The sequence below is a fragment of the Nocardioides sp. genome, from assembly GCF_004803405.1.
Classification (GTDB): Bacteria; Actinomycetota; Actinomycetes; order Propionibacteriales; family Nocardioidaceae; genus Nocardioides; species Nocardioides vastitatis.
Genome location: NZ_SSXI01000330.1, coordinates 1 through 12,813, shown reverse-complemented (window position 1 = coordinate 12,813; position 12,813 = coordinate 1). Strand labels below are relative to the sequence as shown.

Annotated in this window: 11 protein-coding genes; all 11 read right to left on the bottom strand. The window is 71.2% G+C overall.

What is annotated here, in order from left to right; genetic code table 11:
* Positions 1-45: 45 nt before the first annotated feature.
* Positions 46-1,260, bottom strand: coding sequence for a winged helix-turn-helix domain-containing protein (locus tag E7Z54_RS22385; protein ID WP_240769849.1), 1,215 nt, complete (start codon positions 1,258-1,260; stop codon positions 46-48).
* A gap of 112 nt (positions 1,261-1,372) precedes the next feature.
* Positions 1,373-2,014 (bottom strand): response regulator, encoded by a 642-nt coding sequence (locus tag E7Z54_RS22380; RefSeq protein ID WP_136436941.1) that lies wholly within the window; start codon positions 2,012-2,014, stop codon positions 1,373-1,375.
* 101 nt (positions 2,015-2,115) lie between these two features.
* Positions 2,116-2,748: a ribosome hibernation-promoting factor, HPF/YfiA family gene (gene hpf, locus E7Z54_RS22375; protein WP_136436940.1), complete on the bottom strand. Its 633-nt coding sequence runs from the start codon at positions 2,746-2,748 to the stop codon at positions 2,116-2,118.
* A gap of 427 nt (positions 2,749-3,175) precedes the next feature.
* A complete protein-coding gene (locus E7Z54_RS22370) occupies positions 3,176-3,934 on the bottom strand; it encodes a ComF family protein (RefSeq protein ID WP_136436939.1) in 759 nt (252 codons plus the stop codon).
* A gap of 75 nt (positions 3,935-4,009) precedes the next feature.
* Positions 4,010-5,749 (bottom strand): LpqB family beta-propeller domain-containing protein, encoded by a 1,740-nt coding sequence (locus E7Z54_RS22365; protein WP_136436938.1) that lies wholly within the window; start codon positions 5,747-5,749, stop codon positions 4,010-4,012.
* Entirely contained in the window at positions 5,746-7,434 is a 1,689-nt protein-coding gene (mtrB, locus tag E7Z54_RS22360) for an MtrAB system histidine kinase MtrB (protein ID WP_136436937.1), read from the bottom strand. Before mtrB ends, E7Z54_RS22365 begins: the two co-directional genes overlap by 4 nt.
* Positions 7,435-7,447: 13 nt before the next feature.
* Positions 7,448-8,158 carry an MtrAB system response regulator MtrA gene (gene mtrA, locus E7Z54_RS22355; RefSeq protein WP_136436936.1) on the bottom strand — a complete coding sequence of 237 codons (711 nt, stop codon included), beginning with the start codon at positions 8,156-8,158 and terminating at the stop codon, positions 7,448-7,450.
* Positions 8,159-8,228: 70 nt separating this feature from the next.
* The gene (ahcY, locus tag E7Z54_RS22350) at positions 8,229-9,671 is read right to left on the bottom strand and encodes an adenosylhomocysteinase (protein ID WP_240769848.1); all 1,443 of its coding nucleotides are present in this window, start codon (positions 9,669-9,671) and stop codon (positions 8,229-8,231) included.
* Between the two features lie 132 nt (positions 9,672-9,803).
* Positions 9,804-10,811: a DUF808 domain-containing protein gene (locus E7Z54_RS22345; RefSeq protein WP_136436934.1), complete on the bottom strand. Its 1,008-nt coding sequence runs from the start codon at positions 10,809-10,811 to the stop codon at positions 9,804-9,806.
* 82 nt (positions 10,812-10,893) lie between these two features.
* A complete protein-coding gene (locus E7Z54_RS22340) occupies positions 10,894-11,994 on the bottom strand; it encodes an acyltransferase family protein (RefSeq protein ID WP_136436933.1) in 1,101 nt (366 codons plus the stop codon).
* A 68-nt stretch (positions 11,995-12,062) separates the two neighbouring features.
* The coding region (locus E7Z54_RS22335; RefSeq protein ID WP_136436932.1) for an SIS domain-containing protein at positions 12,063-12,813 on the bottom strand (751 nt) is incomplete at its 5' end.

Genomic DNA, 12,813 nt, shown 5'->3' with positions numbered 1-12,813 from the left:
ACGCACCACCTCCGGTTGGGAGACCGGTCGATCGCCGTCCCTGGCTCAGGAGGCCATGGGCGCGTCGACCTCTGCCGCCAGCGCTGGAGCCAGGTCGCCCTTCGTGCCGACCTCGATCACATCCAGACCCAGCCACCCCGCCAGCCGCTCCAGCTCGGACGCCAGCTCGGCGGCGGTCTCCGCGGGGGCGTGCGGCTCGGCGAAGGCGGCGGGCACGAGGAGGCGGCCACTGGCCCGGTCGGCCTTCAGGTCGACCCGGGCGACGATGCGGTCGCCGAGCAGGAACGGCAGGACGTAGTAGCCGTGCACCCGCTCGTGGGCGGGGACGTAGATCTCGATCCGGTAGAAGAAGTCGAAGAGCGCCTCGGCCCGCGCTCGCTCCCACACGACGGGGTCGAACGGGCTGAGCAGGGCGCGGGCCGCGATCCGGCGCGGCAGCCGGGCGTCGCGGTGCAGGTACGCCGGACGGGACCAGCCCTCGACGCTGACCCGCTCCAGCTCGCCGGCGGCCACCAGCGCCTCCGCGGCGACCTTCGCCTCGCCGACCCGGATCCGGTAGTAGTCGGCCAGGCAGTTGGCCGACGCGACCCCGTGGGACCGCGCCGCGCGGCGCACCAGCTCGACGTGCGCGTCGGCCGCCGACAGCGTGGGCACCGCCAGCACCTCGGCCGGCAGCACCCGCTCAGGCAGGTCGTACTGCACCTCGAACTGGCCGTTGCGCCCCGCGACGGCCACCTCGCCGCACATGTAGAGGTAGTCGAGCGCCACCCGGGCCTGTGACCAGTTCCAGCCCCAGTGCTCGCGGGCCCGGGGCGACCCGTCGTCGAGGTCGCGCGCGGTGACCGGCCGGCCGCGGCGTCGTACCTCCTCGAGGACCTCCTGCGAGTGGTCCTCGTCGACGGACTTCCACCATTTGCCGCGCTGCTCGCGGTAGTGCCGCCTGCGGAACTCCATCGCCGGCCACAGCTCGACGGGCATGAAGGCCTGGACGTGGGCCCAGTACTCCACCACCCGCCGTGTCGGTCCGGACGCGGCGCGGCGCAGCAGGTCGGGGTCGTAGGGTCCCATCCGGGAGTAGAGGGGCATGAAGTGCGCCCGCTGCAGCACGTTGACGCTGTCGACCTGCAACACCCCGGTGCGCGCGAGGGTGCGGGCGAAGGTGCGCATCGTCGGCGCGGCGTGTGGAGCGTCGGCGAAGCCCTGGGCGGCGAGCGCGATGCGGCGGGCCTGGGCGCGCGACAGCGACTGGGTGGATCCCACGGGCGTCACCCTAGGAGAGCGCGCCGACATCTCAGCGCGGCAGCGCGGCGAGAGGCGTCCTCCGACAGCTTGCTGCCCGCCCTACGCCGAAGACGCGCTCGCGCAAGCTCAACTAGTCCAGGTCGACCAGCTTGGCCCGGACGGCGTACATGACCGCCTCCATCCGGGAGTGCAGCTGCAGCTTCTCCAGCATGTTGCGGACGTGGTTCTTCACCGTGTTCTCGCTGATCGCGAGGGCCTGGGCGACGTCACGGTTGCTGAGGCCCTTCGCGACCAGCCGCAGCACCTCGAGCTCGCGGTCGGTGAGCTTGAGCGCGGTGCCCGCCGAACGGTCGGGCGCCGACATGGTCTTGAACTCGTCGATGAGCTTGACCGCCATCGACGGGCTGATCAGGGACTGGCCGTCGGCCACGACCCGGACGCCCTGGGCGACCTCCTCGATCGAGGAGTCCTTCAGCAGGTAGCCCGAGGCACCGCTCTTGACGGCCTCGTAGAGGTCGGCCTCCTCGTCGGAGACGGTCAGCATGATGATCTTCGTCATCGGGACCGCCTCCTTGATCGCGACGCAGGCCTCGATCCCGGACTTCTTGGGCATCCGCACGTCGAGGAGCACGACGTCGGGCACCGTGCTCACCGCGAGCTCGACGCCCTCGACGCCGTCGCCGGCCTCGCCGACGACCTCGATCCCCTCCTCGATGCCCAGCAGCATCGTCAGACCGCGGCGGAAGAGCTCCTGGTCGTCGACCACAAGCACTCGGACTGGCTCGTTCCCACTCGCCACACCGGCATCATGGCATGGAGACCCGGCTCAGGTCCCGCCCCGCCCCGGAAGGGTCCGGGATCTGGTCGCCCCGGTCAGGCTCCCCGATCGCCGAGGTCGAGCGAGATCACGCCGTAGTCGTAGCCCTTGCGGCGGTAGACGACGGACGGGCGCTCGCTCTCCTTGTCGACGAACAGGTAGAAGTCGTGGCCGACCAGCTCCATCTCGTAGAGCGCCTGGTCCAAGGTCATCGGGCTCGCGGGGTGGGTCTTCTCACGGACGACCAGCGGACCGTCTCCGGTGACCGTGATCGGGCCGACCTGCCGCTCCTCGACCGTGTCGGCGGCGGCGAGCGCCTCGTCGACGCCGTCGACCGGGACGTCGGACAGCGCGCGTCCCACGGAGACCGGCGTACGACGCCCGCGGTGCACGCGCCGCCTGTCGGACGCCTTCCGCATCTGGGCCGCCATCTTGTCGAGGGCGAGGTCGAGCGCCGCCATCTTGTCGTCGGCTGCGGACTCGGCGCGGATCACCGGGCCCTTCGAGTAGGCCGTGAGCTCCACGTGGACGGAATGGTCGTGCTGTCGGGGATTCGGTTCGCAGTCGACCTCCACGTGCACCCGCATGATGCGGTGGTCATGCTTCTCGAGCCTCGCCAGCTTCTCGGCGGCGTGCGCTCGGAACCGGTCCGAGATCTCGCAGTGCCGTCCGGTGACCACAACGTCCATCGTTACCTCCACATGTTGGTTGATGGTGCTTCCCGACCCGAGCCGGGACGTCCTCGAGGGTGCTCGGTGAGTCGAGCGATCGGCGCGAAGGCACCGCCGGCGAGCCGGCTCGCCCACTCTGCGCCGGAGACGCGCTCGCGGCAAAGAAGGCAGGAGTCCGCCCGGCCGACCTGGTCTTCGTCCCCACACCCGCCTGCTGAGGCGTTCGCAGCTTGCTGCCACTGATGGCCTTCTCCCGGGGCCGGACGTGTCTGACGTCAGGTCCGAGGCAGGACTTACGACTAAGCCGCACCGTGATCGTCGACGCGAACGTCGACTTACGTGGACCGTTTCGCCTGCGACTGGCATCGGCTTGCCGCATCCGGTCGGGCGCCTGCCCAGCCAGTGCGGCGCAACCACGGACCCGGGCGGACTCCATGATGAGACGTTAGTCCGTTCCAGGGGTCCACGAAAGGGCTGGGGGCGATCCGGGTGGCGCCCGCCGCCGCCGAGTCGCCGCCACCGTGGCAGCCGCCACAACCGTGAGGCCGGCCGCTTCGAGCGCCCGCTGTGCCTCCCGGAGCGTGGCCCCCGTGGTCAGCACGTCGTCGCACACCACGACGTGCGCGTGGGGCACCCGCCGCCCCAGCCGTCGTACGACGGCACTGGGAGCGGCCATCGAGCCAGCCAGGTTCGCGGCCCGTCGGCTGGCGTCCAGCCCGGCCTGGTCAACGACGCCGGGGCGGAGCCTGAGCAGCCGCGCGACCCTCGCCTCTCGCCCCTGCCGGTGGAGGACCCGGGCAGCCGCGCGGGTCATCGCCGCGGTCGGGTCGTGGCCGCGCCGGCGAACCGCCGCGGCCCGGGACGGGACCGGGACGAGGATGACCGGGTGGTCCGGGCCGGCGGCCGTCTGTAGCGCCGCGCCGACCGAGTGCGCCAGCAGGTCGCCGAGCGGACGGGTCAGCGCCAGGACCTGCCGCTCCTTGTGCGCCAGCACCATGGCGCGCAGGAGGCCGTCGTAGGCACCCGTGACGTACGGCGGGACGAGGCCCGGCGGCGTCGGCGTGGGCCACGCGGTCGCCGCGGCCTCGGGGAGGGCGGCCCGACATCCGGTGCACAGGGGCCTGCCTGGTCGCCGGCACCCGACGCAGGCGGAGCCCAGCACCAGGTCGGTGAAGCCGTCGGTGAGCAGGGGCAGCAGGCGCACGGGGCCAGCCCAGCAGCGGGCGGGCCGACCGGCAACGAGCCGGCGCGGGCTTGTGGACAGTCCACGGGGCCCCGGTCACCCCGCGTAGTCCAGCTGGCTGATCGGGGCCGGCCCGGTGTCGTACTGCTCCTGGGTGACCACGTCGAGGTAGTGGTCGCCGAACACCGCGAAGGTCGGCGCCTCGGGTGTGGGCGTGCCGGCGATGCCGAGAACGGGACCCGCGACGATGGTGGACAGCGTGTCGATGGCGACCGCGGCTCCGTCCGCCGCCACGATGTCGACCTCGTAGAGGGTTCGCGGCGACGTCGGGGTCAGCAACGCGACCCGGATCGGGCTGGTCCATGCCACGTCGACGATCCGCGTGTCCTCGGCCGGGCGGATGACGAACGGCTCCCGCACCCGCGCGACCCGGCCACTGCTGCCGATCACCACGCGCGCTCCGAGGACCTCGTCTCCCTCGGACGTGCGGACGACGGAGACCAGGCGAGTGCCGTCGCGGGACGCGATCAGCTGGTGCGCCCGCTCGCCGGTCACGCCGCGGACCCGGACCTCACGGGCGACGCCGTCCTCGACCAGCCACACCACCGCGCCCCCGCGGCGCCGGTCGAGCAGCCACAGTCGACCGGCGTCGTCCCAGGTCGGCCGTGCGAAGCGGGTGCCGCCGCTCAGCACGGTCTGCGGCCGGGCCCCCTCGGGGACGTCGCGCACGGGCGCCACGCGGACCCGTGTCCCGTCGCGGTCCACGGCGGCGACGAGCTCGCCGTCCGGGCGGGCGGCGACCGACACGATGCCGAGGCCGAGGCCGCCGAAGGGCCCGGTGACCGGTAGGAGGCTGTCGTTGCTCCCCCACAGCAGCCGACCGCCGCTCAGCGCGAAGAGCAGGGTGGTGGCGCCGGCGCCCGACGGGGCGAAGTCCTGGGCCGAGTCGACGGAGTACGTCGATGCGCCGCCCGGCAGCGGGAGGTCGGCGTCACCGATGGTGACCCGCACCGCAGTGATCGCGGTGTCCTGCTTGAGCGTCCACGCCAGCTGGGCGAGCATCAGCTCCGCCTCCTCGGGCGAGACCAGCGGCGCGTCGCCGACGAGCGTGATGTCGGCGACCCCCTCGTCGTCGACAGGCACGGAGAGCCCGACGCTGAGGCCCGCCGGGATGAAGGTGCGCACGACACCGCTCGCTCGCGGCGGCGGCCCGTCCAACAGTGCCGAGACAAGCGTGGTGGCGAGCTGGTCGCCCACCGGCACGAAGACCGGCTCGGGGACGAGGATCTGCGCCACCGGATCGAAGTAGTAGAGCGAGACCTGGCGGTAGCGCTGCTGGAACCACGACGCCGGCACCACGAGCGCGTCTGGCGGTTGGAAGATCCGGTACTCGCCGTCCTCGACGGTCACCTGGAACTGCAGCGTGAGCTCACTCTCGGGCAGCGGACCCCGCCAGCTGCCGATGCTGTCGAGCCCGTCGGCGTCCGTGAGCTGAACGGTCACCTCGCCCCCGACCTCCCGCGCCGGGAGCGAGTCGCCGTAGACGATGGTCTCCCGCTCGGGGTTCCACTGCTCCGCGGCCTCTTCGGTGAGGTACTCCTTCGCCACGCTCGTCTGGATCGGCCAGGCGGTCATCGCGTCGAGGAACCCGGTGACCACCTGGGTGCGGGAGGCACCGTCAGCCGGCGGACGGGCGTCGATCCCGCTGGCGCGTCGTCCGTCCCGCTCCTCCGTCACGCCCGACTCGACGACGGGGCCCTCGTCCGGCAGGTCCATGCAGCCGGCGAGCGTGGTCGCCGCGAGCAGGGCGATCAGCAGGGCGACCAGGCGCGTCACGAGCGAGTCCCCTCTTCGGTCCGGACGGCGTCGGCCGGACCGGTCACGACCGCGGCGTCGCTGGACAGCGCGTCCTCCGGGGTCAGCGGCAGCGGGCTGTGACGCAGGGCGGCGCCCGCGTGTCGCGGAATGGTGAGCCGGAACTGGGCGCCCTGGCCGGTACGACCCCACGCCTGCAGCCAACCGCCGTGGAGGTGCGCGTCCTCCTGGGCGATGGCGAGACCGAGACCCGTGCCGCCGCTCGTTCTCGCCCGCGCCGGGTCCGAGCGCCAGAACCGGTTGAACACCATGGCTGACTCGCCGGGAGCGAGGCCGACTCCGTGGTCGCGGACGGTGATCGCGGCAGCGCCCTCGTCCGATGCGAGGCGCACGACGACCGCCTCGGTCGGGTCGTCGGCCATCGCGTGGTCGATCGCGTTGACGACCAGGTTGCGCACGATGCGCTCCACGCGTCGTACGTCGACCTCCGCACGAACCGGCTCCACGGGCTGCTCCACGACCACCCGCACCCCCCGCTGGTCGGCGAGCGGGCGGGCGGCGTCGACCACGCGGTCCACGACGTCGACCAGGTTGACGTCCTCGGTGTCCAGCATGGCGGCCCCGGCGTCGAACCGGCTGATCTCGAGCAGGTCGACCAACAGGTTCTCGAACCGGTCGAGCTCGGCTTGGAGGAGCTCGGCGGACCGGGCCGTGGTCGGGTCGAAGTTCGTGCGGGCGTCGTGCAGCACGTCGGACGCCATGCGCACGGTGGTCAGGGGGGTTCGCAGCTCGTGTGAGACGTCGGAGACGAAGCGTCGCTGCACCCAGCTCAGCTCCTCGAGCTGGCGGATCTGGCGCTGCAGGTTGCTGGCCATCTGGTTGAACGAGTAGGCGAGGCGCGCGATGTCGTCCTCGCCCACCACCTCGAGCCGCTCCTGCAGCCGCCCGGCCGCGAGCCGCTCCGCGACGCGCCGGGCCATCCGGATCGGGGTCACGACCTGGCGGGTCACCAGCCAGGTCAGGCCGGCGACGAGCGCGACCAGCAGACCGGCAGCGGTGAGCAGCGCCCGGGTCACCAGACCGAGGGTCTCCTCCTCCGCGGTCAGCGGGAACAGGAAGTACAGCGTGTAGGTGTTGCCGTCCGAGGGCAGCTGCACCTGCGAGCCGACGATGATGCCGGGGTCGGTCCGTGCCTGGCCGTCCTCGGCGGTCCGGACGATCTCGGTGTAGCTCCACGCGGTGGTCCGGTTGACGCCGTCGAAGTGCGCCTCGATCGCCTCGGGCACGCTGCGCAGGTCCAGTCCGCTGGTGTACTCGCCGCCACCCTCACGCAGCGGCACGTCCTCGCCCTCGGGGCCGGCGAGGACCACGCTGTAGCCGCGGCTCTCTCCGCGGTCGATGATCGGGTCGACCAGGTCGCGCTGCTGGCGGCTGGCGTTGACCTCGGTGCCGGACGCGGCGTCCAGGCGGGCTCGAGCATCTCCGATCTCGGCGTCGACCTCACCGAGGACGACGTCGACGCGATGGTCGAGCAGGCCCTCCCGGGTCTGCTGGAGCAGGATCCAGCCGACCCCGCTGACGATCACAGCTGACAGCACGACGGTGCTCACGACCACGCGCGCCTGGATGGACCGACGCCAGAACGTCAGTGCGCGGCGGAGCCCGGGCGTGAGGCCTGCCCAGAAGTGCCCGCTTGTCCCGACCATGGGGCGCCGGAGCCTAGGCGGAGCCGGCCTTGTAGCCGACCCCCCGGACCGTGAGGACCACCTCCGGTCGCTCGGGGTCGTGCTCGACCTTCGACCGCAGCCGCTGGACGTGCACGTTGACCAGCCGGGTGTCGGCGGCGTGCTGGTAGCCCCAGACCTCCTCGAGCAGCACCTGCCGGGTGAAGACGTGGCCGGGCTTGCGAGCCAGGCACATCAGCAGGTCGAACTCCAGCGGGGTCAGCGAGATCTCCTCGTGCCCACGCGTCACGGAGTGCCCGGCGACGTCGATGACGATGTCCTTGATGGTCAGCGTCTCGGGTGCGACCGAGTCGGTCCGTCGTACGCGGGCACGGATCCGCGCCACCAGCTCCTTGGGCTTGAACGGCTTGACCACGTAGTCGTCGGCACCGGACTCCAGACCCACGACGACGTCGACCGTGTCTCCCTTGGCGGTCAGCATCACGATCGGCACGCCGGACTCGGCGCGGATCTCCTTGCACACGTCGATGCCGTCCTTGCCGGGCAGCATCAGGTCGAGCAGCACCAGATCGGGGCGGTAGTCGCGGAACTCCGCGAGCGCGGCGTCACCGTGCGCGCACACCCGGCTCTCGAACCCCTCCTGGCCGAGCACGATGCTGAGCATCTCCGCGAGGGGAGCATCGTCGTCCACGACGAGGACACGTCCCTTCGTCTGGTACGACTGCGCGCCGGCGGGCTGGCTCATGGGCGCAATCCTAGGCGCGGGGACGACCGAAGCCGGCACCCGCGTGGAGTGCCGGCTTCGGGTCGATGTCTCAGTACCGGTAGTGCTCGGACTTGTACGGACCCTCGATCGGGACACCGAGGTAGTCGGCCTGCTCCTGGGTGAGCTCGGTCAGCTCGACACCGAGCGCCTCGAGGTGCAGGCGCGCGACCTCCTCGTCGAGGTGCTTCGGGAGGACGTACACGCCGACCGGGTACTTGTCGGTCTTGGTGAAGAGCTCGATCTGGGCCAGGACCTGGTTGGTGAACGAGTTCGACATGACGAACGACGGGTGGCCGGTCGCGTTGCCGAGGTTCAGCAGCCGGCCCTCGGACAGGACGATGATCTTCTTCCCGTCGGGGAAGATCCACTGGTGGACCTGGGGCTTGATCTCGTCCTTGACGATGCCCGGGATCTTCGCGAGGCCGGCCATGTTGATCTCGTTGTCGAAGTGGCCGATGTTGCCGACGATCGCCTGGTGCTTCATCTTCTCGAAGTGCTCGACGCGGATGATGTCGAAGTTGCCCGTCGTGGTGATGAAGATGTCGGCAGTCTCGACGACCGACTCGAGGCGCTTGACCTCGTAGCCGTCCATCGCCGCCTGCAGCGCGCAGATCGGGTCGATCTCGGTGACGATGACGCGAGCGCCCTGACCACGCAGCGACTCCGCGGAGCCCTTGCCGACGTCGCCGTAGCCGCAGACGACCGCGACCTTGCCGCCGATCATGACGTCGGTGGCGCGGTTGATGCCGTCGATGAGCGAGTGACGGCAGCCGTACTTGTTGTCGAACTTCGACTTGGTGACCGAGTCGTTCACGTTGATCGCCGGGAAGAGGAGCGAGCCCTCCTTGAACCGGTCGTACAGCCGGAGCACGCCGGTGGTGGTCTCCTCGGAGACGCCCTTGATGCCGTTGGCGATGTTGGTCCAGCGCTGCGGGTCGTTGTCGAGGGAGCGCGCGAGGACCCGGAGGACCTCCTTGTACTCCTCGTTGTCGGTGCTGTCCTGCGACGGCACCGCTCCGGCCTTCTCGAACTCGACGCCCTTGTGGACGAGCAGGGTGATGTCACCACCGTCGTCGAGCAGCATGTTGGGTCCGACCTTGTTGCCGGCCTCGTCGGCGAAGTCGAAGACCTTCTCGGCGAGGTCCCAGTACTCCTCGAGGGTCTCGCCCTTCCAGGCGAAGACGGGAGTGCCCTGCGGGTTGTCGACGGTGCCGTCGGGGCCGACGACGACCGCGGCGGCCGCGTGGTCCTGGGTGGAGAAGATGTTGCAGGAGGCCCAGCGCACGTCGGCGCCGAGCGCGACCAGCGTCTCGATGAGCACACCGGTCTGGATGGTCATGTGGAGCGAGCCCGCGATCCGCGCGCCGGCCAGCGGCCGGCTGTCGCCGTAGCGCTCGCGCAGCGACATCAGGCCGGGCATCTCGTGCTCGGCCAGGGAGAGTTCCTTGCGGCCGTACTCGGCCAGGCTCAGGTCGGCAACCTTGTAGTCCATGTTGGTCCTCGAAGCTCGAGTGTCAGTGGTCCTGCGGCGCATCTGCGCTCTTCCGGGATCTCCCGCGCATGGCCTTCACCACCCTACAAGCGGGGCTCTCCGCCGCGGGAATCATCGGCAGGAGGCGAGCGACTAGTGTGCGTCGGCCGGAGGCGTCGCGCCGGGCTTCACCGGTCGTTCGACGGACCCCGGCTCAGGCGCCGCCTTGTCGCGGCCGAACGGCAGGACGCTGACGACCGCCACCACCGCCGCGCCGACCACGAGGCCGATCACCGCCGAGATGCCGGTGTTGACCAGCCAGGCGAGGGTCGCGCCGAGGAACCCGTGGACCGCGTGCTCCACGTCGTGCTCGAGGCCGTGCACCCAGTCGTACGGCGCGTCCCACCAGCCGACCTCGTGGACGTTGACCAGCAGGATGTGGCCGCCCACCCACAGCATCGCGACCGTGCCGACGACGGAGATCACCGCCAGCAGCTTGGGCATCGCTGCCACCAGCCCGTACCCGACCTTCTTCGCGAGTCCGGACTTCCGCTGCGTCAGCAGCAGCCCGGTGTCGTCCATCTTCACGATCGCCGCGACCACGCCGTACACCGCGATGGTGATCGCGAACGCGACGACCACGAGGATCGCCAGCCGCGACCAGAAGCTTTCGGCGGCGACCTCGTCGAGCGCGATCACCATGATCTCCGCGGAGAGGATGAGGTCGGTCCGGATCGCGCCGGAGATCATCTCCTTCTCGGCCTCGGGACTGATCTCCGTCACGGGGATGTCGTGGTCGTGGTGCCCGGCGACCTTGTGCCAGATCTTGTGCGCACCCTCGTACGCCAGGAAGGTGCCGCCGAGCATCAGGATGATCGGCAACAGGTCCGGCAGGAACTGGCTGAGCAGCAGCGCCGCGGGGAGGATCAGCAGCAGCTTGTTGCGGATCGACCCGATCGCGATCCGCTTCACGATCGGAAGCTCGCGGTTCGCCGCGACGCCGTGGACGTACTGCGGCGTCACCGCGGTGTCGTCGACGACCACCCCGGCAGCCTTCGTGGTGGCCCGGCCCGCGGCTGCGCCGACATCGTCCACGGACGCGGCCGCCAGCTTGGCGATCGCGGCGATGTCGTCGAGCAGGCCGAAGAGGCCGGCGCTCACGGGGTGACCCCCGGTGCGCCTGGTCCCTGACGGAGTGCGGTGCTGGGCATGGCCGGCAGCCTAGTCGGCGGCGCGGAGGCGCCTACCGCCCGGCCAGGGCACCCTGATGGGCATCCGCCGGCGCCTCGTCCGGACCCTCCTCCTGCTCCTGGACGACGACCGCGAGCCCCACCGCCTCGCGCACCTCCTTCTCGGCCGTGCCGAACGGGTCGACCACGTGCTGCAGGAGCCTGCGCACGGGCGGGGCGGCGAGACCGAGGGTGATCGCGACCCCGCTGAGGGTGGCGGCCATCAGTCCGAGCCACGTGTGGCCGTCGACCCAGTCCGAGAAGCCGGCGTACTCGAGACCCTTCACGGCGAACCCGTGGAACAGGTAGACGATCAGGGTCGCCGAGCCCATCCGCGCGAACCAGCCGTTCCAGCGCGGCACCAGCGTGAGGAACGCGACCGCCCCGACCATGCCGGCTGTGACCACCATCAGCCGGGTGAGCATCACCGTGATGTTCGAGGCCTCGAGGTAGTCGTACGGCCTGTAGTAGAGGTAGGCAACGTCGGCCCAGTGGTCCAGGCTGCCCGCCAGGAGCCACAGCACCCCGAGGACGCCGAGGCCCACCGCGGCCGGGAACCGGCCGCGGAGCCAGCCCAGCATCTCGGGCGTGGCCTTCAGGCCCAGCACGAAGAACGGCAGGAAGCCGAGGATCCGGGCGATGTCCATCAGCTGCGACATCTCGCCGTCGATGAACCCGCCGGCCACGGAGACGCCGGCCGCGACGATCACCCCACCCCACAGCGGGCGGAACAGCGGGGTCAGCAGCCGCCACACGACCAGTGCGGGCAGGTACCAGAGCGGAAAGTGCGGATCGGTGAACAGGTCCTGGAGGCGCTCACCTCCCACCCAGAGGCGGAACAGCGCGAGCGCCGCCTCGAACACGATGTAGGGCACGACCAGCGTCCGGACCAGCTGCCACATCCGCTTGGGCGCGTACTCGAAGCCGCGCGAGAGGTAGCCGGAGATGAGGACGAACGCCGGCATGTGCCAGAGGTACAGGAAGTCGTACAGCTGACCCCTGGGGCCGTCGGAGGGCAGCAGCTCCCAGGCGTGGCCGACCACCACCAGCAGGATCAAGGCCATCTTGGCGTTGTCGAGCCAGGGGTCCCGCGAGGTCGCAGACTGATCAGCCATCTCCGCCTGGTACCCGGTGCAGCCGGGGACACACGGCGGGGGTGACGCGGCTCACTCCCCCGCCGCGGTCAGTCGTCGACCAGGCCGAGGCGGAGGTACTCCGCGGCGTAGGTGCCGTGCAGCAGCAAGGAGGCGTAGCGCGCCACCTCCCCGTCGACGTCTGCGGTGACCGTCTCGACGCGCACGTCACCGGCACGGGCCGCCTCGTCGAGCCGACGCCGCTGGTCGTGGGCCACCGGGTCCTCGGTCCCGTCGTCGAGGACCACCAGCACCGGGCGACGGTCGCCCGCGCCGTCGGCGAAGGGATCCGCGAAGACGTTGCGCGGACGCGCGGCCTCGATCACCGGGAGCAGGTGCTCCGCGTCCCCGGCGAGCGCGGTCCGCCCCGAGGTGCGACGGATCGACTCCGCGACCCGTCGGGCCGCCCGGGCCCCGAGGACCGAGCCTCCCCAGACCAGGGGGTTGGCGTCGGCCAGCGAGATCGCGAGCATCTTCGCCGGGTTGATCGAGATGTCGCGGCCGGGCGAGCAGGCGATGGCGACCTGGTCGAGGGCGTTGGCGACCGCCTCCGAGTCCGCCACCGGACCGACCTGGACCTGGTGGAGGAACGACAGCATCGCGACCGCGGTGGCCAGCTGGTCGTCGGTCCTGGTCGGCAGGATCGTGGTCCATCGGCCGGCGGCGTGCTCGGCGACCATCGACCCGGGCGGACACGCCACCACGAGCTGGCAGCCGCGGCGGGCCGCCTCGGCCACCGCCGAGGCGGTCCCGGTGTCGGAGCCGCCCGGCGCCAGCACGACCACGAGGTCGAGGCTGCCG

What these genes read in the sequence shown, in the direction of transcription:
- E7Z54_RS22340 (WP_136436933.1), bottom strand. Translation starts at nt 11,994, where the DNA reads ATGGCTGATCAGTCTGCGACCTCGCGGGACCCCTGGCTCGACAACGCC.
- mtrB (WP_136436937.1), bottom strand. Translation starts at nt 7,434, where the DNA reads ATGGTCGGGACAAGCGGGCACTTCTGGGCAGGCCTCACGCCCGGGCTC.
- ahcY (WP_240769848.1), bottom strand. Translation starts at nt 9,671, where the DNA reads ATGGACTACAAGGTTGCCGACCTGAGCCTGGCCGAGTACGGCCGCAAG.
- mtrA (WP_136436936.1), bottom strand. Translation starts at nt 8,158, where the DNA reads ATGAGCCAGCCCGCCGGCGCGCAGTCGTACCAGACGAAGGGACGTGTC.
- hpf (WP_136436940.1), bottom strand. Translation starts at nt 2,748, where the DNA reads ATGGACGTTGTGGTCACCGGACGGCACTGCGAGATCTCGGACCGGTTC.